Annotated in this window: 25 protein-coding genes; 12 read left to right on the top strand and 13 right to left on the bottom strand. The window is 72.4% G+C overall.

Going from position 1 to position 24875, the window contains the following annotated elements; genetic code table 11:
• Positions 1 to 7 precede the first annotated feature (7 nt).
• The 7 genes from tsaE to AC0NZQ_RS05355 form a co-directional block, all read right to left on the bottom strand.
• On the bottom strand, positions 8 to 508 hold the full coding sequence (gene tsaE / locus AC0NZQ_RS05385; RefSeq protein WP_474529429.1) for a tRNA (adenosine(37)-N6)-threonylcarbamoyltransferase complex ATPase subunit type 1 TsaE: 501 nt from the start codon (positions 506 to 508) through the stop codon (positions 8 to 10).
• 5 nt (positions 509 to 513) lie between these two features.
• On the bottom strand, positions 514 to 1623 hold the full coding sequence (gene alr, locus AC0NZQ_RS05380; RefSeq protein ID WP_474528619.1) for an alanine racemase: 1110 nt from the start codon (positions 1621 to 1623) through the stop codon (positions 514 to 516).
• A gap of 20 nt (positions 1624 to 1643) precedes the next feature.
• Entirely contained in the window at positions 1644 to 3065 is a 1422-nt protein-coding gene (locus AC0NZQ_RS05375; protein ID WP_474528617.1) for an NAD(P)H-hydrate dehydratase, read from the bottom strand.
• Positions 3066 to 3103: 38 nt separating this feature from the next.
• Positions 3104 to 3475, bottom strand: a complete 372-nt coding sequence (locus tag AC0NZQ_RS05370; protein ID WP_474528616.1) for a holo-ACP synthase — start codon at positions 3473 to 3475, stop codon at positions 3104 to 3106.
• A gap of 45 nt (positions 3476 to 3520) precedes the next feature.
• Complete coding sequence (locus tag AC0NZQ_RS05365) at positions 3521 to 4561, bottom strand: NAD(P)/FAD-dependent oxidoreductase (RefSeq protein ID WP_474528615.1); 1041 nt, start codon at positions 4559 to 4561, stop codon at positions 3521 to 3523.
• Between the two features lie 264 nt (positions 4562 to 4825).
• On the bottom strand, positions 4826 to 6670 hold the full coding sequence (gene glmS / locus AC0NZQ_RS05360) for a glutamine--fructose-6-phosphate transaminase (isomerizing) (protein WP_474528614.1): 1845 nt from the start codon (positions 6668 to 6670) through the stop codon (positions 4826 to 4828).
• A gap of 22 nt (positions 6671 to 6692) precedes the next feature.
• Positions 6693 to 7493, bottom strand: coding sequence for a hypothetical protein (locus AC0NZQ_RS05355; protein ID WP_474528613.1), 801 nt, complete (start codon positions 7491 to 7493; stop codon positions 6693 to 6695).
• Between the two features lie 107 nt (positions 7494 to 7600).
• Between AC0NZQ_RS05355 and AC0NZQ_RS05350 the strand changes: the two genes are divergently transcribed.
• Genes AC0NZQ_RS05350 through AC0NZQ_RS05325 form a run of 6 tightly spaced genes read left to right on the top strand, consistent with a single transcriptional unit; the run spans position 7601 to position 13612 of the window.
• On the top strand, positions 7601 to 8620 hold the full coding sequence (locus AC0NZQ_RS05350) for an MBL fold metallo-hydrolase (protein WP_474528612.1): 1020 nt from the start codon (positions 7601 to 7603) through the stop codon (positions 8618 to 8620).
• A 17-nt stretch (positions 8621 to 8637) separates the two neighbouring features.
• Positions 8638 to 9597, top strand: coding sequence for a siderophore-interacting protein (locus AC0NZQ_RS05345; RefSeq protein ID WP_474528611.1), 960 nt, complete (start codon positions 8638 to 8640; stop codon positions 9595 to 9597).
• A 3-nt stretch (positions 9598 to 9600) separates the two neighbouring features.
• Positions 9601 to 10647 (top strand): FecCD family ABC transporter permease, encoded by a 1047-nt coding sequence (locus AC0NZQ_RS05340; RefSeq protein WP_474528609.1) that lies wholly within the window; start codon positions 9601 to 9603, stop codon positions 10645 to 10647.
• Positions 10644 to 11714, top strand: a complete 1071-nt coding sequence (locus tag AC0NZQ_RS05335; RefSeq protein WP_474528608.1) for a FecCD family ABC transporter permease — start codon at positions 10644 to 10646, stop codon at positions 11712 to 11714. The genes AC0NZQ_RS05340 and AC0NZQ_RS05335 overlap by 4 nt, the downstream gene beginning before the upstream one ends.
• A complete protein-coding gene (locus AC0NZQ_RS05330) occupies positions 11711 to 12535 on the top strand; it encodes an ABC transporter ATP-binding protein (protein ID WP_474528607.1) in 825 nt (274 codons plus the stop codon). The genes AC0NZQ_RS05335 and AC0NZQ_RS05330 overlap by 4 nt, the downstream gene beginning before the upstream one ends.
• 30 nt (positions 12536 to 12565) lie before the next feature.
• A complete protein-coding gene (locus AC0NZQ_RS05325) occupies positions 12566 to 13612 on the top strand; it encodes an iron-siderophore ABC transporter substrate-binding protein (RefSeq protein ID WP_474528606.1) in 1047 nt (348 codons plus the stop codon).
• 137 nt (positions 13613 to 13749) lie between these two features.
• Here AC0NZQ_RS05325 and glmM read toward each other — a convergent pair whose 3' ends face one another.
• From glmM to rplM, 3 genes are all read right to left on the bottom strand, one after another.
• Positions 13750 to 15099 (bottom strand): phosphoglucosamine mutase, encoded by a 1350-nt coding sequence (glmM, locus tag AC0NZQ_RS05320; protein ID WP_474528605.1) that lies wholly within the window; start codon positions 15097 to 15099, stop codon positions 13750 to 13752.
• A 106-nt stretch (positions 15100 to 15205) separates the two neighbouring features.
• Complete coding sequence (rpsI, locus tag AC0NZQ_RS05315; RefSeq protein ID WP_474528604.1) at positions 15206 to 15604, bottom strand: 30S ribosomal protein S9; 399 nt, start codon at positions 15602 to 15604, stop codon at positions 15206 to 15208.
• On the bottom strand, positions 15604 to 16065 hold the full coding sequence (rplM, locus tag AC0NZQ_RS05310; RefSeq protein ID WP_474528603.1) for a 50S ribosomal protein L13: 462 nt from the start codon (positions 16063 to 16065) through the stop codon (positions 15604 to 15606). The genes rpsI and rplM overlap by 1 nt, the downstream gene beginning before the upstream one ends.
• A gap of 194 nt (positions 16066 to 16259) precedes the next feature.
• On the opposite strand from rplM, the gene AC0NZQ_RS05305 reads away from it, so the two are divergent.
• Entirely contained in the window at positions 16260 to 16925 is a 666-nt protein-coding gene (locus tag AC0NZQ_RS05305; RefSeq protein WP_474528602.1) for a class F sortase, read from the top strand.
• Here the strand turns inward: AC0NZQ_RS05305 and AC0NZQ_RS05300 are convergent.
• Both AC0NZQ_RS05300 and AC0NZQ_RS05295 read right to left on the bottom strand, forming a co-directional pair.
• Positions 16906 to 17334, bottom strand: coding sequence for a hypothetical protein (locus tag AC0NZQ_RS05300; RefSeq protein ID WP_474528601.1), 429 nt, complete (start codon positions 17332 to 17334; stop codon positions 16906 to 16908). The two genes, AC0NZQ_RS05305 and AC0NZQ_RS05300, sit on opposite strands and share 20 nt — an antisense overlap.
• 20 nt (positions 17335 to 17354) lie before the next feature.
• Positions 17355 to 18974: an ABC-F family ATP-binding cassette domain-containing protein gene (locus AC0NZQ_RS05295; protein WP_474528600.1), complete on the bottom strand. Its 1620-nt coding sequence runs from the start codon at positions 18972 to 18974 to the stop codon at positions 17355 to 17357.
• Positions 18975 to 19097: 123 nt separating this feature from the next.
• On the opposite strand from AC0NZQ_RS05295, the gene AC0NZQ_RS05290 reads away from it, so the two are divergent.
• The 4 genes from AC0NZQ_RS05290 to AC0NZQ_RS05275 are packed head-to-tail and all read left to right on the top strand — an operon-like array spanning position 19098 to position 23349.
• Complete coding sequence (locus AC0NZQ_RS05290) at positions 19098 to 20471, top strand: FAD-binding oxidoreductase (RefSeq protein WP_474528598.1); 1374 nt, start codon at positions 19098 to 19100, stop codon at positions 20469 to 20471.
• A gap of 30 nt (positions 20472 to 20501) precedes the next feature.
• The gene (locus AC0NZQ_RS05285; RefSeq protein WP_474528597.1) at positions 20502 to 21146 is read left to right on the top strand and encodes a lysoplasmalogenase family protein; all 645 of its coding nucleotides are present in this window, start codon (positions 20502 to 20504) and stop codon (positions 21144 to 21146) included.
• Between the two features lie 28 nt (positions 21147 to 21174).
• Positions 21175 to 22737 (top strand): GMC family oxidoreductase, encoded by a 1563-nt coding sequence (locus AC0NZQ_RS05280; protein ID WP_474528596.1) that lies wholly within the window; start codon positions 21175 to 21177, stop codon positions 22735 to 22737.
• 27 nt (positions 22738 to 22764) lie between these two features.
• On the top strand, positions 22765 to 23349 hold the full coding sequence (locus tag AC0NZQ_RS05275; RefSeq protein WP_474528595.1) for an RBBP9/YdeN family alpha/beta hydrolase: 585 nt from the start codon (positions 22765 to 22767) through the stop codon (positions 23347 to 23349).
• Here AC0NZQ_RS05275 and AC0NZQ_RS05270 read toward each other — a convergent pair.
• Positions 23314 to 24207, bottom strand: a complete 894-nt coding sequence (locus tag AC0NZQ_RS05270; RefSeq protein WP_474529428.1) for a sterol desaturase family protein — start codon at positions 24205 to 24207, stop codon at positions 23314 to 23316. The two genes, AC0NZQ_RS05275 and AC0NZQ_RS05270, sit on opposite strands and share 36 nt — an antisense overlap.
• A 54-nt stretch (positions 24208 to 24261) precedes the next feature.
• On the opposite strand from AC0NZQ_RS05270, the gene AC0NZQ_RS05265 reads away from it, so the two are divergent.
• Positions 24262 to 24861, top strand: coding sequence for a TetR/AcrR family transcriptional regulator (locus tag AC0NZQ_RS05265; RefSeq protein ID WP_474528594.1), 600 nt, complete (start codon positions 24262 to 24264; stop codon positions 24859 to 24861).
• Positions 24862 to 24875: the final 14 nt, after the last annotated feature.

The following is a 24875-nucleotide window of genomic DNA, read 5'->3' as shown; positions in this document are numbered from 1 at the left end:
AGCCTATTCAGAGACCCAGCGAGGCGAGTCGCTGCGCCCAGTCGCCGCCGTGCGGGGTGAGGGTGACGGTGCGCTCCTCGGAGTCGGCCGCGCGGCTCAGCGACACCGCCAGATGCGACTCGGCGAGCTGCTCGGCGATGCCCGCCCCCCACTCGACGGCGGTGACCACGCCGGCGGCGTCGACGTCGAGGTCCAGGTCGTCGACCTCGGCCAGCGAGCCGAGGCGGTAGGCGTCGACGTGGACCAGCGTGATGCCGCCGTCGGCCTGCGGGGGGTGCACCCGGGCGATGACGAAGGTGGGCGAGACGACGTGACCGCGGACGCCCAGCCCCGCACCGATCCCCTGGACCAACGCTGTCTTGCCCGCGCCGAGGGGGCCGTCCAGGATGATCAGATCGCCGCGCCGCAGCACCCCGGCCAGCCGGCGACCGAGGTCGTGGGTGTCGGCGGCGGTGGGCAGCCCGAGCGTCTTACCCGTCATGTGGACGGGACGGCCGGGTCCGAGCATGGGGCTCACGCCTGCTCCGTGTAGGTGCGGGTCACGCGCGGTCCGATGCGGGTGACGATCTCGTAATCGATGGTGCCCGCGGCCTCGGCCCAGTCCCGCGCGGTGGCCTCACCGCGGCTGCCCGGACCGAAGAGGACGACCTCGTCGCCGGGGGCGACCTCGGTGTCACCGACGTCGATGACGATCTGGTCCATGCAGACCCGGCCCGCGACGGTGGTCCGGTGGCCGTTGATCCAGACCGGGCCGACCCGCGACGCGTGCCGCGGCACGCCGTCGGCGTAGCCGAGCGGGACCAGGACCAGCGTGGTCTCGCGGGCGGTGACGTGCTCGTGGCCGTAGGAGACCCCCTCGCCGGCCGCCACCCGCTTCACCGAGGCAGCCGCCGCCCGCAGCGTCATCACCGGGGTGAGGCCGAAGTCGCCGGGGACCGGCGGCAGACCGTAGACGGCGATGCCGGGGCGGACGAGGTCGAAGTGCGCCGCCGGCAGGGTGAGGGTCGCGGCCGAGTTGGCGAGGTGTTTCAGCGGGACGTCGAGGCCGGCGCGCTCGGCGACGGCGACGGCGTCGCCGAAGGCCTCGATCTGCTTGGCGATCGTGGGGTGACCGGGTTCGTCGGCGTAGGCGAAGTGGCTCCAGATGCCGACGGCCTCGACCTCGCCGGCCGCTCGGGCCCGCGCCACCGCAGCGACCACTCCCGGCCAGTCGGTCCTGTACGCGCCGTTGCGCGAGAGCCCGGTGTCGATCTTGAGGTGGATCCGGGCGGTTCGGCCGGCGGCTGCGGCACGGACGGCGTCCAGCTGCCAGTTGCTCGACACCGACAGGTCGATGTCGGCGGCGATCGCGCGGGCGACCGTGTCGGCCTCGCCCGGCGTCCAGAGCCAGGACAGCAGTGGCGCCGTGATGCCCGCGGCCCGCAGCGCGAGGGCCTCGTCGACGATGGCGGTCCCCAGCCAGGTCGCCCCGCCGGCCAGCGCGGCCCGGGCGGAGGGCACCAGCCCGTGCCCGTAGCCGTCGGCCTTCACCACGGCCATGACCTCGGCGGGCGTCCCGGCCTTCAGCGCGGCGACATTCGCGCGGAGGGCGGCGAGGTCGACGTGAGCTTCGGTGCGGAGCACGCGGTCGAGTATCTCGCAGGTCAGTCCTGCGCGACCGTCCGGAGGGCGGGCCGGACGGCGTGCAGCACATCGACGGCCGACGGCGGACCGTCGGTCGCGGCGAGTTGGCCGGCGACGCCGTGGACATAGGCGGCGACGGCGGCGGCCTCCGGTGCATCGAGGCCGGAGGCGAGCAGCGAGCCGAGCAGGCCACTCAGGACGTCGCCGCTGCCGGCGGTCCCGAGCCACGGGGTGCCGGTGCGGTTGATCCAGGCGCGGCCGTCCGGCGCGGCGACGATCGTCGCATTGCCCTTCAGCAGGACGGTCGCGCCGAGCTCGCGAGCCGCCGCCCTGGCCGAGCCGAGCCGATCCGCCGACGACTCGCCGACCAGGCGCGCGAACTCACCGTCGTGCGGCGTGAGGACGGTGGGTGCGTCGCGTCGCAGCAGCTCGCGGTGCTGCGAGACCAGCGTGATGCCGTCGGCGTCCACGATCACCGGACGGTCGGTGTCCAGGACCGCCGCGAGCAGGTCACGGGCAGCGTCGTCGGTCCCCATGCCGGGGCCGGCCACCCAGGCCTGCACGTGCAGGTCGGCGGGGTCGGCCCCCGCCTGGACCACGACCTCGGGGTACGCGGCGCGGATCGCGTCGGCGGCGGTCCCGGCGTAGCGGATCATCCCGGCGCCGCCGCTGATCGCCGAGCCGGTGCAGAGGACGCCGGCACCGCCGTAGGCCGAGCTGCCGGCGATGACGCCGAGGACCCCGCGGGTGTACTTGTTGTCGGTCGCGGCGGGGGTGGGCAGTAGCGCGGCGACGTCCGCGGCCTCGAGCACCCGGACCTCCGGCTCCGGCAGCGTCGCCTCCAGGCCGATGTCCACCAGTCGCAGCTCGCCGACGTGCTCTGCTCCCGAGCCGGTGATCAGGCCGGGCTTGAGGGCGCCGAAGGTGACGGTGACGTCGGCCCGCACCGCCTCGCCGGTGACGGCGCCGGTGTCGGTCGCCACGCCGGACGGAACGTCCACGGCGACGGTGAGGGTGTCGCGAGCGGCTGCCGCGAGGGGCACCGCGTCGTCTCGCAGGCCGCCCGAGCCGCCGATGCCGACGATGCCGTCCAGGACGAGGTCGGCGGCAGCGACCACCGCCGGATCAGCGTCGACGACGCGACCGCCGGCCGCGCGCAGGGCGGCGAGACCGCCGGCGTGCGCCTTCTCCGGTGCCAGCAGGACGGCCTGCACCTGGGCGCCCCCGGCGGCGAGCTGCGCCCCGGCGAAGAGGGCGTCACCCCCGTTGTTACCGGCCCCGGCCAGGACGACCACGCGGGCGCCGTAGTTGCGGGGCAGCAGCCGGCGGCACTCCACCGCCAGTCCGGTGGCGGCGCGCGCCATCAGAGCCCCCTCCGGCGACTGCGCCATCAGGGCGGCTTCGGCCGCACGGATCTGGTCGACGCCGTAGACACCTCGCACGCGGCTGTTCCTACCCGGATCGAGGTCAGTCGGACGGCTCAGTCGGATTCGGCGATCACGGTGGCGCTGGCAACGCCGGCGTCGTGGGTCAGGCTGACGTGCCAGCGGGTGACGCCGAGGGCCTCGGCCCGCTCCGCCACCGTCCCGCGGACCTCGATACCGGGCCGGCCACGCGCGTCGCAGACGATCTCGGCGTCGGTCCAGAGCATGCCGCCACCGGCGCCGAGGGCCTTGGCCAGCGCCTCCTTCGCCGCGAACCGGGCTGCCAGCGACGCCACGCTGCGCGCCGACCCGGAGGAGGTCACCTGCTCGGCCGCGGTGAAGAGCCGCTCGGCCAGCCCGGGCGTGCGCTCCAGCGCTGCGCCGAACCGCTCGATCGAGCAGACGTCGACCCCGAGACCGATGATCATGCGCGCGAGCTCCCGTCGACGATCATGCGCCGATCACGGGGCTGATCATGCGCGCGGCGAGGCTGCGGCGGGTTCGCCGGGGGCCGGGGCGTAGTCGGAGAGGTGACCGGGAAAGGCAGACTTGCCGGGGTTGAGATAGGCGTAGGCGTTGTTGACCGCAGTGGCGACCTCGCCGAAGCCGGTGGCGATGAGCTTCACCTTGCCCTCGTAGTCCACGATGTCGCCGGCGGCGTAGATGCCGGGGACCGAGGTCTGTCCGGTGGTGCTGGTCATGATCTGCCGCTTCCGGATGTCGATGCCCCACTCCATCAGCGGCCCCAAGTTCGCGGTGAAGCCGAGCGCGGCGACGAGCCGGTCGCAGGTGATCGTGACGGGCTCGTCGTCGCCGGCCACCGTCACCTCGACCGAGCTGACGTCCGGGTCGCCGTGAACGGCCGAGATCTGGGCGTCGGTCAGCACCCGCACCGACGACTGCCGCAGCAGCTCGACGGAATGCTGGTGGGCCCGGAACTCGCCGCGCCGGTGGACGACGGTGACCGAGCGTCCGATCGGCTCGAGCATGAGCGCCCAGTCCAGGGCGCTGTCACCCCCGCCGACCACCACGATGTCGCGGTCGGCGTAGGCCTGCGGCTCGGGGACGAAGTGGACCAGACCCCGACCCAGGTACTCCGAGCCCGTCGGCAGCGGGCGGGGCGTGAAAGTGCCGATCCCCCCGGTGATGACGATCGCGCGGCACTCGATGCGGTGGCCCGTCGCGGTGGTGACGGCGAAGCCGCCTGACCCGTCGTCGGTGGAGCCTCGCTCCAGCCCCACCGCCTGGTGGCCCAGCAGGTAATGCGGGTCGAAGGGTGCCGCCTGCTGCAGCAGGTTGTCGACCAGCTCACGTCCCCTGATGGCCGGGAAGCCCGCGACGTCGAAGATGGCCTTCTCCGGATACATGGCCGTGATCTGCCCGCCCGGCTCCTCCAGCGAGTCGAGCACTGCCGTCGACAGCGTTCGCACGCCGGCGTAGTAGGCGCCGAAAAGCCCGACCGGGCCTGCTCCGACGATGAGCAGATCGACCGATTTCACCGAGGCGCTGGTCACACCGGCGACTCTAGCGTCGCCGGCGCCCGATTCGGCCACCTTCGGCCCGACCCTCAGCGGCCGCGCCGCTCCCCACGCGGCCCCTACGAAGGACCCGGTGTTCTGCACCCGCATCCGGGTGCAAGTCGCCGGTGTTCTGCACCCGCATCCGGGTGCAAGTCGCCGGTGTTCTGCACCCGCATCCGGGTGCAGAACACCCGAACGGAAAAAGGGGGCGTCCGCGGTCTCGGCGCGGCCGGACCTTCCCGCTACCGGACCAGGTTTCTACTCGACGGTGACGGACTTCGCCAGGTTGCGGGGCTTGTCGATGTCGTAGCCGCGGGCTGAGGCGATCTCGGCGGCCAGCACCTGCAGCGGCACGGTGGCGACGAAGGGCGACAGCAGGGTGGGCACCCGCGGCACCTCGATGAAGTCGGCGGCGACGGCGCGCGCCTCGTCGTCGGTCGCCTCGCTGATGACGATGGTCCGGGCGCCGCGGGCCTTGATCTCGGCCACGTTGGAGAGCATCTTCTGGTGCAGCGTCGGCCGGCCGTGCGGCGAGGGCATGACGACGACGACCGGGAGGTCGTCCTCGATGAGCGCGATGGGACCGTGCTTGAGCTCGCCGGCGGGGAAGCCCTCGGCGTGCATGTAGGCGAGCTCCTTGAGCTTGAGCGCACCCTCGAGCGCGACCGGGTAGCCGATGTGTCGGCCGAGGAAGAGCACCGCCTGCGACGACGCGATCTCCCGGGCCAGCTCACGCACCGGGTCCATGGTCTTGAGCACCTCGGCGATGGCGTCGGGCATCGAGCAGAGCGCGTCGTACTCCCGGATCACCTCGTCGCCGTACTTCGTGCCACGGGCCTGGGCCAGCGCGAGCCCCACCAGCTCGACGGCGGCCACCTGGGCCAGGAAGGTCTTGGTCGCCGCCACGCCGATCTCCGGTCCGGCGTGGGTGTAGAGCACCGCATCGGACTCCCGCGGGATCTGCGCACCGTTGGTGTTGCAGATCGCCAGCACCTTGGCCTTCTGCTCCACGGCGTAGCGCACCGCCTCCAGCGTGTCCGCGGTCTCGCCGGACTGGCTGATGGGGACGACGAGTGTCTGCCGGTCCAGGACCGGGTCGCGGTAGCGGAACTCCGAGGCCATCTCGACCTCGACGGGGACCCGGGTCCAGTGCTCGATGGCCTGCTTGCCGATGAGCCCGGAGTGGTACGCGGTGCCACAGGCGACGATGAAGACCTTGTCGATGTCGCGCAGCTCCTGCTGGTCGAGGCGCTGCTCGTCGAGCACGATCTGCCCCCCGACGAGGTGCCCGAGCAGGGTGTCGCGGACGGCCTGCGGCTGCTCGTCCATCTCCTTGAGCATGAAGTGGTCGTAGCCGCCCTTCTCGGCGGCGGTGAGGTCCCACGAGATGGTGAAGGGCGTCCCCTCGGCGGGGGCCCCGGTGAAGTCGGTGATCGTGTAGCCGTCGCGCCGGATCTCGACGACCTGGTTCTGCGCCAGCTCGACGGCCTCACGGGTGTACTCGATGAAGGCGGCGACGTCGCTGCCCAGGAAGGTCTCGCCGTCGCCCACGCCGAGGACGAGCGGCGAGTTGCGGCGGGCCGCCACCACGACGTCGGGCTGCTCGGCGTCGAGGACGACGAGGGTGAAGGCTCCGTGTAGCCGCCGGCAGACGGCGCGGAGCGCGTCGGCCAGGGACTCCGTGCCGCCCCGCAGCTCGGCGGCCACCAGATGGGCCACCGTCTCGGTGTCGGTGTCGCTGACCAGCTCCACGCCGGCCGCCTCGAGCTCGGTCCGCAGCTGCGCGTAGTTCTCGATGATCCCGTTGTGCACCACCGCGACCCGTCCGGAGGTGTCGGTGTGCGGGTGGGCGTTGCGGTCGTTGGGCCGGCCGTGGGTGGCCCAGCGCGTGTGGCCCATCCCGGTCGTCCCGGTGATGGCGTGCGCCGCCAGCTCCTTGTCCAGGTTCTCGATCCGGCCCGCCTTCTTGGCGACCTGCAGGCCGTCAGGACCGATGATCGCGACGCCGGAGCTGTCGTAACCGCGATACTCGAGGCGACGCAGCCCCTCGACCACGACCTCCAGGGACGGCCGGTGGCCTACGTATCCGACGATTCCGCACATGGCCGGAAGCGTAACCGCGCCCTCACGGCGAGGGGCTCTCCGTCGGGCTCGGCGTGCCCGATGTCGCGCTGCCGGTGTCGTTTCCGGGCGCCGCCGAGGTGGTCCCGGACGGCGTCGCGGTCGTGCTGCCGGCGGTGGGGCTGGGCGTGGTCGTGGTCGTGGCCGGCGTGGCCGTCTGGGTCACCGTCGGCGTCGTCATGACCACCTTCGGCGTCACCGTCACCGTCACAGTCGGCGCGGGTGCACGGCCGCCGCCCCCGATCGAGGTCCCGGTCCCGTTGTCGCCCCGCAGGATGTCGGTGAGCGGGCGCCCGAAGGCCAGCTCGACGGTCGTCACGACCGCCATCACGAAGAGGAAGAGGCCGAGGGCGAGGATCGCGATCCGCTTCCAGGCGCGGCGGCTGAAGGCGGCAGGCGAGACCGGACCCTCCGGCGGGACGGGCGAGGGTCGCGCGGCGGGCAGGACGGGCTCGCGCTCCGGGTCTTCCTCGCTCGTCTCGGGCGCGTCGCTCACCGGCAGCACCACCGTCGGCGACGCGGGGTCGGCCTTGCCGACCACCGGCAGCACCGGCAGCACGTCCAGCACCCGGCTCTGCGTCGTCTTCAGCGACTGGTTGTAGACGGCGTTGCCGATCGCCGTGATCATGCTGAAGACCGCCGCGCCGATCAGCGTGCCGCTGATCGAGAAGAACGACAGGATGACGGTCGCGGTGATCGAGGCGAAGCCCGCGGCGGCGATCTGCGTCCATGAGAGTCCGAACCGCGTCTCCTTGCTCGACTTCGCGTCCTCGGTCCGGGCAGGCAAGGTGCGTGTCGAAGTCATGGCGCCCTCCAGCATCCCAACGTCTCTCAGGAGCTAAACCGGAGCGCTCACCGGCCTTTAAGACGGGTCACCGACACGCCGCATCGGGCGTGTCCTACGGTGCAGCAGTGCAGAGCGACGAGCGTCACGCCTGGGAACGGCCGGGCGCCTTCGAGGTCGCTCCGGGCATCCACCGGATCCCGCTGCCCCTGCCCAACGACGGTCTCAAGGCGGTGAACGTCTACGCCGTCGTCGACGGCGACGACGTCGTCTGCATCGACGCCGGCTGGGCCCTGACGGAGTCCCGCGAGCTCTTCGAGAAGTCGCTGGCCGGCCTCGGCTTCGGCCTGGACCAGGTTCGCGAGTTCCTCTGCACGCACCACCACCGCGACCACTACACCCAGGCCGTCGCAATCCGGCGCACGCTGGGCACGACCGTCCGTCTGGGCGAGGGCGAGCGCGAGAGCTTCGAGATGATGCGGGGCCTCGGCGACGAGCACCCGGACGTCCCCCGACTGCTGGCCGCGGGCGCCGTGGAGCTGGCCCGGACGCTGGCAGAGCTGCACGACACCTGGGACCTCACCGACTACGAGGACCCCGACACCTGGCTCACCGACGGCGTCGACCTGCCGCTGCGTACCCGCACGCTCCGCGTGATCGCCACCCCCGGCCACACCCGCGGCCACGTCGTCTTCCACGACGTCGGCCACGGCCTGCTCTTCGCCGGCGACCACGTGCTGCCGCACATCACCCCATCCCTCGGCGTCGAGCTGAACCGCCCACCCTCACCGCTGCGCGACTACCTCTCCTCGCTGGAGCTCGTCCGGGCGCTGCCGGACGCGCGGCTGCTGCCCGCGCACGGCCCCGTCTCGGTGAGCGTCCACCAGCGCATCGACGAGCTGCTCGACCACCACGCGCGCCGGCTGGACGAGACCGAGGCGGCGGTGCGGGCGGGGGCCAGCAGCGGTGACGACGTGGCTCGGGCGCTGGGGTGGACGCGGCGACGGCGACGCTTCGACGAGCTGGACTTTTTCAACCAGCTGCTTGCGGTGCAGGAGACGATGGCCCACCTCTTCGTCCTCGACGAGCGCGGGCGACTCGATTCACAGCGAGACGAGACCGGAATCATTCGCTTCTCGGCGGCCTGATGTGACAAAGTTAGGCAATGCTAACCTCACTGGCGCAGGCTGAGCTGGTTCGGGACGACCGTCCGCCCTACCGACCCTTTCGCGTCCAGGTGGCGGCCAAACGCCCGGTGAGCCCGCACTTCACCAGGGTCACCTTCACCGGCGCGGACCTCGACCTCTTCGGTCGGGACGGCCTGGACCAGCGCATCAAGCTGCTGCTCCCGCCGAGCGGCGCGACGCGCGTCCCGGAGATCGTCGACACCGCGGACTGGTACTCGTCCTGGCTCGGCATGCCGGACGAGCAGCGCCCGCCTCTACGGACCTACACCGTCCGCGCCGTCCGGCCCGAGAGCCGCGAGCTCGACGTCGACTTCGTCATCCACCCCGACCACGGGCCGAACGGGCACGTCGACGGCCCGGCTGCCCGCTGGCTGGCCGGCGCCGGCGTGGGGGACGAGATCGTCATCGTCGGCCCCGACGTCCGCAGCCTGCACTCGGCCAGCGGCATCGACTGGCGTCCGGGCCCCGCCGAGGTCTTCCTGCTGGCCGGCGACGAGACCGCCGTCCCCGCCATCGCCGGCATCCTCGCCTCGCTGCAGCCGCATCATCGCGTCACCGTCCTCGTCGAGGTCCCCGACACCGCCGACGCGCAGCCACTGCCGACCGCCGCCCGCGCGGAGGTCCGCTGGCTGACCCGCGACCCCGCGGACCGGGGTGGCCGACTCTGCGCCGCCGTCGCCCAGTGGGCCTCGGCCAACCCCGAGATCATCCGCGCCGCGGCCGCCAGCGTGGCCCAGCCGCTCGAGGACGTCGATGTCGACACCGAGCTGCTCTGGGACTCGCCGGAGGAGACGGCGGGCCGCTTCCACGCCTGGCTCGCCGGCGAGGCCGCCATGATCAAGAAGCTGCGGCGGCTGCTCGTCACTGACGCCGGCGTCGACCGCAAGCGGGTCGCCTTCATGGGTTACTGGCGGCACGGGCGCGCCGAGCAGAACTGAGCCATGAGCACGACTCTCGGCACCAGGAAGCCGGCACCGGTGGCGACGCCGGGGAGACGGCACCTGCGCCGACCCGTGGGGTTGGCGCTCTGCGCTGCGCTGGTGCTGGTCGCCTGCGCGCTCAGCCTCGCGCTCGGGGCGCGCAGCATCGCCCCCGGCGAGGTCTGGCACGCCCTCGTCGATCCCGCCTCACCCTTCGCCGAGATCGTCCGCGGCCTGCGCGTGCCCCGGACGCTGACCGCGCTCGCCGCCGGGGTCGCCCTGGGACTGGCGGGCACCGTGATGCAGGGCGTCACCCGCAATCCGCTGGCCGACCCCGGCCTGCTGGGCGTCAACGCCGGTGCCTCGCTGCTCGTCATCGCCGCTATCACCTGGTTCGGGATCGCCAGCCCGCTCGGCTACGTCTGGTTCGGCTTCCTCGGCGCGGCGCTGGCCACCCTGCTCGTCTACGCCATCGCCTCGCGCGGGCCCGGCGGCGCGACACCGTTCCGGCTCGCGCTGGCCGGCGCGGCCGTCACCGCCGCAGCGACCTCGCTGGTCACCCTCGTCCTGCTCACCAGCCGGACGACGCTGGCACAGTTCCGCTTCTGGTCGGTGGGGTCATTGGCCGACCCCGACCCGACCAGCCTCGCCACCGTCACGCCGTTCCTGCTCCTCGGCGCGGTGCTGGCCTTCGCCGGCGGCCGGACCATGAACGCCCTCGCCCTCGGCGAGGACGCCGCCCGCGGCCTCGGCCAGGACCTGCGCCGCGCCCGGCTCGTGCTGGGAGCAGCGATCATCCTGCTCTGCGGTTCGGCGACGGCGCTGGCCGGACCGCTCGCCTTCGTCGGGCTCACCGTCACCCACATCGCCCGCCGCCTCGCCGGCACCGACTACCGCTGGACGCTGGCCTATGCCGCCCTGCTCGGCCCCGCCATGCTGCTGCTCGCTGACGTCATCGGCCGTCTCGTGGCGCGCCCCGGCGAGCTGGAGGCCGGCATCGTCGTCGCCTTCCTGGGCGCGCCGGTGATGATCGCGCTGGTTCGCCGGGGTCAGGTGCCCGTCCGATGACACTGCTGACCGGACGACCCGACCCTGCCGCGGAGGCCGTCGCGGCGGTCCGCCGGCCCCGGCTGGCCCGCCGGCGCCGCTACACGCTCCTCGTCGGCGGCCTGGTCGTCGCCATCGTCGCGCTGGCCACCGTGGACCTCAGCGCCGGGGATCTCACGGTCTCCGCGCCGGACATCGTCCGGGTCCTGCTCGGGGACGGCACGAAGCTCACCGACTTCCTCATCCTGGACCTCCGGCTGCCCCGCGTGGTGCTGGCGGTGACCGCCGGCGCTGCCCTGGCGCTGGCCGGCGCGATCTTCCAGTCGCTGCTGCACAACCCGCTGGCGAGCCCGGACATCCTCGGCATCACCGGCGGCGCGAGCGTGGGCATCGCCGTCGGCACCCTGCTGCTGGGCTGGTCCGGGCTGGCCCTCTCCGGACTCGCGGCCGCGGGGGCGATCGCGGTCTCCGTGGCGATCTACCTGCTGGCGTGGGACGGCACCCTGGCCGGCAATCGCTTCGTCCTCGTCGGCATCGGCGCCGCCTTCGTCGTCTCCTCCGTTCTCGGCTACCTCCTCACCCGAGCCGACATCCAGCAGGCCCAGGTCGCCCTCGGCGCGCTGGTCGGCGGCGTCGGCAACGCGACGTGGGCCGGCAACGCCATCGCGGCGGTGAGCCTCGCCGTCCTGCTCGTGGCCGTGGTGATCGTCGCGCCGTCGCTGCGCATCCTGCAGCTCGGCGACGAGACCGCCAACGGCCTCGGCGTCCCCGCCGACGGACGCCGCCGCCTGCTGCTCGGGCTCGCCGTCCTGCTCGCCGCCGCCGGGGTCGCCGGCGCCGGTCCGCTCGCCTTCGTCGCCTTCATGTCGGGGCCGATCGCTCGCCGGCTGCTCCGGGACGGTTCGCCGGCCCTCGTCCCGGCCGCGCTCACCGGCTCGCTGCTGGTGCTGTTGGCCGACGTGGTCTCGGTGCATCTCGTCCCCGGCGGGGCACAGCTGCCGGCCGGGGTCCTCACCGGCGCCATCGGCGCGCCCTACCTGCTCTGGCTGCTTGCCGTCGGAACACGCACCTCGGGAGGATCCTCGTGAGCCACGCCCGTCCCCATGAGCTCCGGGCCGCCGGGCTCAGCCTCGGCTATGACGACCGGCGGGTGGTCGACGAGCTGGATCTCGACGTCCCCGGCGGACGCATCACCGTCATCGCCGGCCCGAACGCCTGCGGCAAGTCGACCCTGCTGCGCGGGCTCGGCCGGCTGCTGCGCCCCAGCGCCGGCCAGGTCGTCCTCGACGGCAGCGACATCCACACGCTCAAGACCAAGGACGTGGCCCGCACGCTGGGGTTGCTACCGCAGCAGCCGGTGGCCCCGGACGGCATCACCGTGGCCGAGCTGGTGGGGCGGGGCCGGCACCCCCATCAGAGCTGGTTCTCGGCGTGGTCGGGCTCCGACGACACCGTGGTCGCCGACGCCCTCGCCGCCACCAGCACCCTGGACCTCGCCGACCGGTCGGTCGACGCGCTCTCCGGCGGACAGCGGCAGCGCGTCTGGATCGCTATGGCGCTGGCGCAGCAGACCGACATCCTGCTGCTGGACGAGCCGACGACCTTCCTCGACCTCACCCACCAGATCGAGGTGCTCGACCTGCTCGCCGACCTCAACCGCGAGCGCGGGACGACGATCGTGATGGTCCTGCACGACCTCAACCTGGCCGCCCGCTACGCCCACCACATCTGCCTGATGCGGGCCGGCCGGCTGATCCGCGGCGGCACCCCGGCCGAGGTGGTGACGGCCGAGACGATCCGCGAGACCTTCGGCCTCGACAGCCTGGTCGTCGACGACCCGGTGACCGGGGCCCCGATGGTCGTCCCGATGGGGCGGCTGCACCGCGCCGTCAACGTCAAGATAGGTTAGCCTCACCTAACCCTTCGAGAGGACGAGTTCATGCCCCGCCCCCTCCCGCGCACCCGCCGCGCCCGCCTCGCCACCGTCCTGGTGGCCCTCGCCGCGCTCGTCGTCGCCGGTTGTTCGACGTCCAAGACGGACGACGGCCCCACCAACACCGCGGCCGCCGACACCGGCGCCTTCCCCGTCACCATGAAGCACGCCCTCGGCACGACCACCATCAAGGCGGCGCCCAAGCGCGTCGTCACCCTCGGCTGGGGTGTCACCGAGGCCGCCCTCGCGGTCGGCGTCGTCCCGACCGCCATGGAGTACCAGGCCTACGCCGGTGGCTCCGACGGCGTGCTGCCGTGGGTCGAGAAGAAGATCAACTCCCTCGGCGTGAAGATGCCGACGGTGCTGCCGCAGACGACCGAGGCGCCCGCCTACGACGCGATCCGCAAGGCCAACCCGGACCTCATCCTGGCCACCTACAGCGGCATCACGGCCGAGCAGTACAAGACGCTGAGCCAGATCGCCCCCACCGTCGCGTACACCGGCCAGCCGTACACCACCCCGTGGCGCACCAACATCCAGCAGGTGGCCAAGGCCCTGGGCCGCTCGGCCGAGGGCGCCAGGGTCATCGCCGGCCTGGACAAGGACATCTCCACCGCGGCCGCCGCCCACCCCGAGCTCAAGGGCAAGACCCTGGCCGCCGTCCTGCCGGTGAAGGGGACGTTCTACGTCTACCGCGCCGCCGACGCCCGCGTGGACTTCCTGCTCGACCTCGGCCCGGTCATCGCCCCGAGCGTGGACAAGCTCGCCAACGGCGACTCGTCGTTCTACTACACGCTCAGCACCGAGAAGCTCGGCGAGCTCAGCAGCGACATCCTGGTCACCTACTTCGACACCCAGGCCCAGGCCAACGACTTCCTGAGCAAGGGCTACGCCAAGGCCATCCCGGCCGTCAAGCGCGGCGCCGTCGCCAACGTGGTCGGGGTGGAGAACGTCTCGGCCATCTCGCCGCCCACCGCGCTCTCGCTGCCGGACGCACTGCCGAGCATCGTCGCGAAGCTCTCGGCGGCGGCGAAGAAGTCCGCCGCCGCGTAGTCCCGCACGAACACCAGCGGACGCACCTGCACCACCACCCCCCACCACAACTCGCGAGTGGTCGAATTCTGCCCCCAGTGGTCGCCGCCTCGGCGACCACTGGGCGGCACATTCGACCACTCGCGGTACTTAAAGGGTCAGACGGCGCCGACGACGTCGGCGAGGCGTCGGGCGTGGGCGTCGGCGTCGTCCTGGGTGCCGGCCTCGACCATGACCCGGACCAGCGGCTCGGTGCCGGAGGGGCGCAGCAGCACCCGGCCGCCGTCGCCGAGTTCGGCCTCGACCGCGGCGACCGCGGCGGCCACATCGGTGGACGCCGCCACCGCGGCCCGGTCGCTCACCTTGACGTTGACGAGGGTCTGCGGCAGCCGCTGGACCACCGCAGCGAGCTCGGCCAGGGAGGATGCGGTCCCGGTCATCCGGGCCATGACGTGCAGCGCGGTGAGCAGGCCGTCGCCGGTGGTGGCAGCGTCGGAGAAGACCAGGTGCCCGCTCTGCTCGCCACCGAGGCTCAGTCCCTCCGCGCGGAGCGCCTCGAGGACGTAGCGGTCCCCCACGGCTGTCGTCCGCACCGTGATGCCGGCGTCGCGCATCGCGTGGTGGAAGCCGAGATTGCTCATGACCGTGGCCACCACGGTGTCGCTGCGCAGCGTCCCGGCCTCCCGCAGCGCCAGGGCACAGATGGCCAGCAGCTGATCGCCGTCCACCACCTCGCCGTGGGCATCGACGGCCAGGCACCGGTCGGCGTCGCCGTCGTGGGCGATGCCGAGGTCGGCGCCGTGCGCGCGGACCGCGGCCTGCAGCACGTCCAGATGTGTCGAGCCCACACCGTCGTTGATGTTGAGCCCGTCCGGGCTGGCCCCGATGGCGGTGACCTTCGCGCCGGCAGCGGCGTAGAGCGCCGGGGCGACGTGCGAGGCCGCGCCGTGGGCGCAGTCGACGACGACGTGCAGGCCGTCGAGGCGGGCGGGCTGCGCGGCGAGCAGGTGCGCGATGTAGCGGTCGGCGGCGTCAGCGGCGGACCGGACCCTGCCGATGCCGGCGCCTGTCGGCCGGCGCGCGGGACCGGCCGACACCGCGGCCTCGATCTCGGCCTCGAGGTCATCGGCCAGCTTGTGGCCGCCACGGGCGAAGAGCTTAATGCCGTTGTCCGGCATGGCGTTGTGCGACGCCGACAGCACGACCCCGAGATCGGCGTCGTAGGCCGCGGTGAGGAACGCGACCGCCGGCGTCGGCTGCACCCCGACCAGCAGCACGTCTGCGCCGGCGGAGGTCAACCCCGCCACGACGGCCCCTTCGAGCATCTCGCCGCTGGCGCGCGGGTCGCGTCCCACCACCGCCACCGGGCGGTGGGACGCGGCGCCGTCATCGCTGTGAGCCACGAGCACGCGTGCAGCGGCCGAGGCCACCGCGAGCGCGAGCTCCGGGGTCAGATCCGCATTGGCCAGGCCGCGGACCCCGTCGGTTCCGAAAAGCTTCGAGCTCACCTGCATCGGCCTCCTGGAGGACCACTCGCTCCGCTCGGGTCCGGCGTCGGCCGATTCCGCTCCTGACGTGGCGGACGAGGTTCCTGGTTCGCTCCGCAAACGTTGCTCAGCGCTTGCTGTACTGCGGTGCCTTGCGGGCCTTCTTCAGGCCGTACTTCTTGCGCTCCTTGGCCCGCGGGTCACGGGTGAGGAAGCCGGCCTTCTTCAGGGCCGGACGGTCGTCGGGCTCGAGGCCGATCAGCGCACGGGCGATGGCCAGGCGCAGCGCACCGGCCTGACCGCTGACGCCGCCACCGGTGAGGGTCGCGATGACGTCGAACTGGTCTTCCTTCTCCAGGGTCACGAACGGCTCCTTGATGAGCTGCTGGTGCACCTTGTTGGGGAAGTAGGCCTCGATCGTGCGGCCGTTGAGCTTGAACTCGCCGGTGCCGGGGACGAGGCGAACGCGGACGATCGCCTCCTTACGGCGGCCGACGACGGGAGCTGCACTACCGGGAGCGGTCATTACTGCGACACCTGCTTGATCTCGAACGGCTGCGGCTTCTGGGCCGCGTGCGGGTGGTCCGGGCCTGCGTAGACCTTCAGCTTCTTCAGCTGGGCGCGGCCGAGGCTGTTCTTGGGGAGCATGCCGCGGACGGCGAGCTCGACGAGCCGCTCGGGGCGGCGCTCCAGCAGGTCGGCGACGGTGACCTGCTTCAGGCCACCGGGGTGACCCGAGTGGCGGTAGCGCAGCTCGCCCAGCTTGCTGGGAGCCACGGCGACCTTGTCGGCGTTGACGATGACGACGAAGTCGCCGGTGTCGACGTGGTTGGCGAAGGTCGGCTTGTGCTTGCCGCGCAACAGGGTGGCGGCCTGGCTGGCCAGGCGGCCGAGGACGATGTCGTTGGCGTCGATGACGTGCCAGTGACGCTCGATGTCCCCCGGACGCGGGGAGTAGGTGCCGCTGCGGGCACTGCGGGACGGCATGGTGCTGCCTTTCGGTCGGTCTTCACGCGGATGCGCCCCCGCGGTCACGAGGGACCCCGGGGCATGGCCGGGGCGCGCGAGGATCGCACGCCAGGGTCCGAGGCTACCGGCTCCCCTTCGCCGCGACCAAATCCAGGCGGCTCGTCTACGCTGACGGCACCCGGGCGACCCCGCCGGGGGCCACGGGAGTACCGATGAAGCTGAGTTCGCGCGCCGTCCTGGAACGGGTCGGCTGGGTGCCGTTCGCCTGCCTCATCGTCGCCGTCATCGTCGCCTCCATCGCCGGAATCGCCTGGAACACCTCGCCCTACTACGGCCACAAGAAGGCCACCGTGGTGGCGGCGACGCCGTCGGCCAAGCCGGTCCCCTCGGCCACCGGGACCTACGGCATCTCGCTCGCGCCGACCCGTATCACCATCCCTCGCCTCAAGGCCACGGCGCCCATCGTCAAGGTCGCGACCGAGCCCAACGGCGAGCTCGAGATCCCCGAGAATCCGAAGATCGTCGGCTGGTGGAGCCCCGGCGCCCGTCCCGGCGCGTCGAAGGGCACGGCCGTCATCGCCGGCCACATCAACTTCCGCGGGGTGCAGGGAACGCTGGGCTCGATCGGCAAGCTACGCACCGGCGACGCCGTCGACGTCTACGGCAAGTACAACGCCAGCAGCCGCAAGGTCACCTTCCGGGTGACGGCGGTGCGGACGTACCACAAGACCTCGCTGCCCTACCGCGAGATCTTCGACCAGAAGATCGCCGGCCGGATCGCCCTCGTCACCTGCGGCGGTCCCTTCGACGCCTCCACCGGCAACTACCTCGACAACATCGTCGTCTACGGCGTCCCGGTCAGCGCGTCGACCGCCTGACCGCCCCCGTCCGGACGGCGTCGGCGAGCCCTGCGCAGTCCGCAGCGGTGAGCGTCAGGTTGGGGTGCCGCAGCACGCCGAACGGGTCGATGCCGCGGATCGGACGGACGAAGTCCAGCTGGACGCCGGCCCGCGAGTTCGTCGCGAAGGTCAGGCCCCGATCGGTGATCCCGAGTCGCGCCGGCCCCGCCGTCTTCACGAAGAGGTACGGCCCCGTCAGGAACACCCGCGCCACGTTGGCCAGCTCCGTCTCGACCCGCCACGGTCCGAACCGTGCCCGCAGCCACCCGTCCGCGACGCTGATCCCGGTGGTCGCCGGTGAGATCCCGAACGGCCGCGACGCTACGGCGTAGCGGCGTTCGAAGGCGAAGGCGAAGTCGAGGTCGAAGGTCTCGTCGGCGGCACTCACCCCGGCGGTCTACCCGCGGATCACCGGGCGCGCTGCACCCGGGTCTCGTCGAAGACCGGCTCGTCGGACTCCCGCACCCGGCCGTCGGCGCCGAAGACGAGGAACCGATCGAAGGAGCGTGCGAACCAGCGGTCGTGGGTGACGGCGACGACGGTCCCCTCGAAGCGCTCCAGCGCCTCCTCCAACGCCTCGGCGCTGAGGACGTCGAGGTTGTCGGTGGGCTCGTCGAGCAGCAGCAGCGTCACGCCGCCGAGCTCCAGCAGCAGGATCTGGAAGCGCGCCTGCTGGCCGCCGGAGAGCGTGCCGAAGCGCTGCTCGGCCTGGCTGCCGAGTCCGTAGCGCCGCAGCAGCGCCATCGCCGCCCCGCGGTCGACGCCGCGGCGCCCCTCGTCGCCGTCCCAGAGCAGCTCGAGCAGGGTGCGCGCCAGCCAGGTGGGGTGCGAGTGCGTCTGCGCGAAGAGCCCCGGCACGACGCGCGCGCCGAGCCGCCAGCTGCCGGTGTGGGCGACGTCCTCACCACCGAGCAGCCGCAGGAAGTGCGACTTGCCCGCGCCGTTGGCGCCGAGCACCCCGACCCGCTCGCCGAAGAAGATCTCGGTGTCGAAGGGCTGCATCAGCCCGGTGAGCTCGAGGCGCTCGCAGGTCACGCTGCGCACCCCGGTCCGGCCGCCCCGGATGCGCATGGCGACCTTCTCGTCCTCGGGCTTGTCCGGGGGCGGACCCTCGGCCTCGTAGCGCTCCAGCCGCCGGGCCATCACGCGGTACTTCTGGGCCATGTCCTCGCTGATGCGGGCCTGGATCTTCAGCGTGTTCACGAGGTCCTTGAGGCGTGCATGCTCCTCGTCCCAGCGCCGGCGCAGCTCGGCCATCCGCTCGTGACGGGCCGCGCGCGCCTCGTGGTACGAGGCGAAGCCGCCGCCGTGTGTCCAGGTCGTGCCGCCCTCGACCGTGATCACGCGGTCGGCGACGGTGGCCAGCAGCTCCCGGTCGTGGCTGACGAAGAGGACGGTCTTCGGCGTCTCGCGCAGCCGCTGCTCCAGCCAGCGCTTGCCGGGGACGTCGAGGTAGTTGTCGGGCTCGTCGAGCAGCAGCACCTCGTCCGGCCCGCGGAGCAGCAGCTCCAGCGCGAGCCGCTTCTGCTCGCCACCGCTGAGCGTGGCGAGCTCGCGGTACTTGCAGCGGTCGAAGGGCACGCCCAGCGCGGCGACGGTGACGACGTCCCAGAGCACCTCGGCGTCGTAACCGCCGGCGTCACCCCACTCGGCGATGGCGTGCGCGTAGGCCAGCTGGGTGGCCTCGTCGTCGACCTCCATCATCGCGAGCTCGGCGGCCTGCAGCGCCTGCCACGCCCGCTCGACCGGCGGGGCGCTGATCGAGACGAGGAAGTCCTGCACCGTCGTCTCGTCGCGCACCGAGCCGATGAACTGCCGCATCACCCCGACGCCGCCGGCGCGGCTGATGGTCCCGGACTGCGGCTGCTCGTCGCCGGCCACCATCCGTAACAGGGTCGTCTTGCCCGCCCCGTTCGCGCCGACCAGCGCCGCCTTGGCGCCGTCGCCGACCCGGAAGCCGGCATCGGCCAGCAGCACCCTGCCGTCGGCGAGGACGTGCCCCACCCCGGCGACCTCCACGTATCCCACCCGCACAGTCTCCCGGCCGACACCATGTCGGCGCATCCGGATTCCGCCACCCGCCGTCGAACAGCCGAGCCACCGCCGAGCCACCGCCGAGCCGTCGAAGGAGACGCAGAGCACAATCGAGCCATGGCCGACCTGCAGCAGCTCGTCGCGGCGCTCCCCGACGGGGCCGTGATCACCGACGCCGACATCGTCGCCGGCTACCGGCAGGACTGGGCCCGCGACCCCGACGCCGGGACCCCGCTCGCCGTGGTCCGGGCCGGCAGCACCGACGACGTGCAGGCGACGATGCGCTGGGCCACCGAACACCGCGTGCCGGTGGTCCCGCGCGGCGCCGGATCGAGCCTCTCCGGCGGCTCGACCGCGGTGGACGGCGGCATCACGCTCTCCACCGAGCGGATGCGGACGATCACCATCGACCCGGTGACCCGGGTCGCCGTCGTCCAGCCCGGCGCCCTCAACGCCGAGGTGAAGCAGGCGGCCGCGGCGGCCGGCTTCTGGTACCCGCCGGACCCGTCGTCCTTCGAGATCTGCTCCATCGGCGGCAACGCCGCCACCAACGCCGGCGGCCTCTGCTGCGTGAAGTACGGCGTCACCACCGACTACGTCCTCGGCATGCAGGTCGTCCTCGCCGACGGGACGGCCGTCCGCCTCGGCGGGCCGCGCCTGAAGGACGTCGCCGGACTGTCGCTGACGAAGCTCTTCGTGGGCTCCGAGGGCACGCTCGGCGTCATCACCGAGCTGACGCTCCGACTGCTGCCGACTCCGCCGCCGGCCTCGACGCTGGTGGCGATGTTCCCCAGCGTCGAGCTCGCCGCCGACGCCGTCGTCGCGATCACCGCCGGCATTCGTCCGGCCATGCTGGAGCTGATGGACAACGGCAGCATCAACGCCGTCGAGGACCATCTGAAGATGGGGCTGGACCGGAGCGTCGGCGCGCTGCTGCTCGCCCGTTCGGACGCCCCCGGCGCGGCCGCCGGAGTCGAGATCGAGGCGATCCGAGCGGCCTGCGAGAAGCACGGCGCACAGGACGTCTTCACCACCGACGACCCGGCCGAGGGCGAGGCCTTCGCCGTCGCCCGCCGGGCCGCCTTCCCTGCGATGGAGGCCTTCGGGGCGCTGCTGCTCGAGGACGTCGGGGTGGCGGTGCCGGAGCTGCCCGCCCTGGTCCACGGCATCGGGGAGATCGCTCGGCGCCACGACACCCGCATCGTCGTGGTGGCGCACGCCGGGGACGGCAACACCCACCCGATCATCGCCTACGACCCCGCCGACACCGCCGCCGAGGCGCGCGCCCGGCTCGCCTTCGGCGAGGTCATGGACCTGGCGCTCTCCCTCGGCGGGACCATCACCGGCGAGCACGGCGTCGGGCGGCTCAAGGCGCCGAGGCTGGGCGACCAGCTTGGTCCCGAGGTCATGGCATTGACCCGTCGCATCAAGGACGCCCTGGACCCCGACGGCATCCTCAACCCCGGCGTCGTCCTGGGCGCCACCGACTGAGCGGACCGCGGCGCCCGGCATACTCGCCCCGTGACCGCCACGGGTGTGCTGCTGCTCGTGGCGGGGGTCGCCGCGATCGCCGACTGGGTCGCGGTGGGGCGCCACGCCGTCACCGCCGAGCGCATCTGCAAGCCGCTGACGCTCGCCCTGCTCGTCGCCGCGGCGGCGAGCACCGATCTCGGCGAGGCCAAACCCTTCGTCATCGTCGCCCTCGCCTTCGGGCTGGTCGGCGACGTCGCGATCATGCTCGCGGCGCCGCGCGGCGCGGACCTTCCCTTCGCGGTAGGACTCGGCGCCTTCCTGCTCGGCCACGTCGCCTACGGCGTCGGTTTCGCGCTGGTCGGGCTGCACCTGCTGCCCCTGCTCGGTGGCCTGCTCGTCGCCGCCGGCATCGGCGGGCTCATCCTGCCCGCGGTGCTGCGTCGCCTCGACAGCCCTGCGCTGGTCGCGGCCGTGGGTGGCTACTCGCTGGCCGTCGGGGCCATGGCCGCGCTGGCGGCCGGGACGCAGCTGCTGCTCGTCGCCCTCGGTGGTGTGCTCTTCGTCGTCTCGGACGCCGTGCTGGCGCGTGAGCGGTTCGCCACCGCACTGCCCCGCAGTCCTCTCGTCGTGGCCGTGACTTACCACCTGGCGCAGTTCGGCATCGTGATCGGCCTGCTCGTTCACGCGACATAGTGACGCAGGTCGCACTACGGTGCAGGGTGTGGCGGACTTCGACTTCATCGTGATCGGTGCCGGCTCGGCCGGCTGCGTCCTCGCCGATCGGCTCAGTGCCGATCCCACCGTGCGTGTCGCGGTGGTCGAGGCCGGGCCGCCGGACCGCAAGCTGGAGATCAAGCTCCCGGCGGGCTTCCCGAAGCTCTTCCACACCAAGTACGACTGGGATCTCTTCACCACGTCCCAGCCCGAGCTGAAGGCCCGCGAGCTCTACTGGCCGCGTGGCAGGACGCTCGGCGGCTCGTCCTCGCTGAACGCGCAGATGTGGGTCCGTGGCGCGCGCGCGGACTACGACGGCTGGGCCGAGACGGCGCCGGGGTGGTCGTACGCCGACGTGCTGCCCTACTTCCACCGCGCCGAGCACCGGGTGGGCAGCAACACCCACGACGTCTATGGCGTCGGCGGCCCGCTGCACATCGAGGAGCTGCGCGATCCGCACCCGCTGCGGTCCACGTTCTTCGAGGCCTGCGCCGAGCTCGGCCACCGCCGGCTGGCCGAGCTCAACGAGCCCGACATCGCCGGGTACGCCCCGACTCCGGTCACCCAGAAGCGCGGCCGGCGCTGGTCGGCAGCCGACGGCTACCTGCGCCGCGCGCTCAAGCGGGACAACGTCACGCTGCTGACCGACACCCTCACCGAGAAGATCGTCCTCACCGGCGACCGCGCCACCGGTGTCGTCGTCAAGCCCGCCAAGGGATCCCGGCAGACCCTCACGGCGGCCCGGGAGGTGCTGCTGTCGGCCGGTGCCGTGCACTCGCCGCACCTGCTGCAGCTCTCGGGCATCGGCGACCCCGACGTACTCGCGGCCGCCGGCGTCCAGACGACCGTCGCTCACGCAGGCGTTGGCCGCGGCCTGCAGGACCACCTCTCGGCGCCGATGGTCATGTTCACCCGCGAGGCCAACACGCTGGTCGACGCCGAGAAGCCGAAGGAGCTGCTGGACTTCGTGCTGCGGCGTCGCGGCATGCTGACGTCCAACGTCGGTGAGGCCGTGCTCTTCGGCCGCTCCGAGCCCGGCCTGGAGCACCCCGATCTGGAGTTCATCTTCGCGCCGGTGCCCTTCATCAACCACGGCCAGGACGAGCCCGCCGGCCACGGCATCACCATCGGCGTCATCTTGCTGCAGCCGGAGTCGTCGGGCTCGGTGACGATCCACTCCGCCGACCCGACCCGGCCGCCGGTGATCGAGCCCGGCTACCTCTCCGACAGCCGTGACCTGGATCGGCTGGTCTCGGGCGCCAAGCAAGCCCGGGACCTCTTCGGGACGACCGCATTGCGCAACGACGTCACCGACCCGATGCTGCCCACCGCGGAGCAGCTCGACATCACCGAGCACGTCCGGGCGACGGCCGAGACGCTCTACCACCCCACCGGCACCTGCCGCATGGGCAGCGACGACGCCTCGGTGGTCGATCCCGAGCTACGCGTCCGCGGCGTCGAGGGACTGCGGGTCGTCGACGCCTCGGTGATGCCCCGGATCATCCGTGGTCACACCCACGCGCCGACCGTGATGATCGCCGAGCGGGCAGCGGACCTGGTCCGCGGCTGACCCGTCGCCGACTCTAGGCTCGGACCCATGCCGCGCCGTCCGAACCGTGCCGTCCCCGTCGTCGTCGTGCCGGGATGGCACGGCTCCGGTGAGGGGCACTGGCAGACCTGGCTGGAGGACGAGCTGCGTGCGGCCGGTCGTGACACCATCCGGCCGGAGGTGAGCGACTGGGAGCGTCCCGACCTCATCGAGTGGCTGGCGGCGCTGCGGGCCGCCCTGGCCCCGCTTCCCGCCGATGGCTTCGACGTCGTCGCGCACTCGCTCGGTGCCGTCCTCTGGCTGCACCACACCGCCGATCCGCAGGGTCCCCGACCGGCGCGGGTCGCGCTCGTCTCGCCGCCGTCACCGGCCGTGGACTACGCCGAGATCGCCGAGTTCCTGCCGCCGCCGCTGGACGTCGACGCCGTCCGCGCCGCGGCCGACGGCACCGTGCTGGTAGCCGGGAGCGACGACCCGTACCTGCCCGAGGGCGTGGCCGCGGCCTACGGTGTCCCGCTGAAGATGGCCACCACCATCGTCGAGGCCGGCGGGCACCTCACCACCGACTCCGGATACGGCGAGTGGCCGGCGATGCTGTCATGGTGCAACCGGGACAACCTCGCGTTCTTCTGAGGCGCGCGGCGCCGGGGTCCAGCCCGGCGGGGCGAAGACGTATCCCAGGCGCTCCCGCCAGCTGTGGCTGCGGCGGACGTCGCGGGCGATGGCCCCGTACTCGTGGTACTGCAGCCGGAACGGGTTGAAGCTGTCGATGTTCTTCGTCAGCCCGTAGGTCGGGCGGTGCGCCTCCTCGGCGTAGCTGCCGAAGAGCCGATCCCAGACGATGAGGATGCCGGCGTAGTTCTTGTCCAGGTACTCCCGGTCCGAGGCGTGGTGCACCCGGTGGTGCGACGGGGTGTTGAAGACGAACTCCACCGGTCGCCACATCCGGTCGATGCGCTCGGTGTGGACGAAGAACTGGAAGATGAGGTTGCACGAGAAGACCGTGAAGATCAGCCACGGCGGGATCCCGAGCAGCGGCAGCGGCGTCCAGAAGAGCAGTTCGCCCCACGGGTTCCACTTCTGCCGTAGTGCCGTGGAGAGGTTGAAGCGCTGGCTGTTGTGGTGCGCCTGGTGGGCGGCCCACATGATGCGCACCCGGTGCGAGGCTCGGTGGTACAGGTACCAGATGAGGTCGACGAGCAGGAAGGCCAGCACCCAGGTGGCCCAGTGGTGTGAGTCCAGCTTCAGCGGCGTGAGCACGTAGAGCGCGGCGTAGCCGAGCAGGGCCGCCAGCCGGGCAGTGCCGTTGATGAGCACCGAGCCCAGCCCCATGATCAGGTTCGTGCGAGTGTCCCTGACCTCGTAACCGCCGGCACCGGCCTCCTCCTCGTCCAGCAGGCGCAGCGCCAGCAGCTCCAGCCCCATGAAGATCGCGAAGACCGGGATCGCGAAGACGACCGGATCATGCAGGTTCTCGGTGAAGGACACCAGCCACCTCCGTCGAACTGACCTTTGAGTCACTTACCGTAGGGTAAGATCGCCGCCGTGTCTACCGCCATCGGGACGAAGGGCGTGCCCCGCCCCGAGCGCGAGGCACAGATCGTCACCGCCGCCGTCGGCGAGTTCGCGCGGCGCGGCTACGCCGGCGCGTCGATGGTGGAGATCGCCGCCCTTGCCGGCATCTCCAAGCCGCTGATCTACCAGTACTTCGGCTCCAAGGACGGCCTCTTCCTCGCCTGCCTGCACAGCGTTGCCGGCGGCCTGCGGGCCCGGCTCGACGACGCCGAGCTGGCGGTGGACGACACCGTCGCCTCCCGGATCTACCCGCTGCGCGCCGTCTTCGAGGCCCTCGCGCCGCAGCGCGAGGCCTGGCGGCTGCTCTTCGACTCGACCCTGCCGCCGGCGGGCCCCATCGCCCGCGCCGTCACGGACTACCGCGCGCATCTGCAGGAGCTGGCCGCCAGCGGTTCGGCCCGCTTCCTCGCCGCCCGGGGGATCCGCAGCCGCAAGGACGCCTCGGCCCTCACCGCCGTCTGGATGGGGCTGGTCGGCTCGCTGGTCGAGTGGTGGCTCGATCATCCGGACGAGTCCGCCGCCGCGATGGTGGCCCGCTGCGAGCGGCTCCTCGGCGCCATCCTCACCTGAGCGGCGATCGTGGA

The organism is Jatrophihabitans sp. sgz311053 (assembly GCF_056135305.1).
This window is presented reverse-complemented; position numbering and strand designations above follow the sequence as displayed.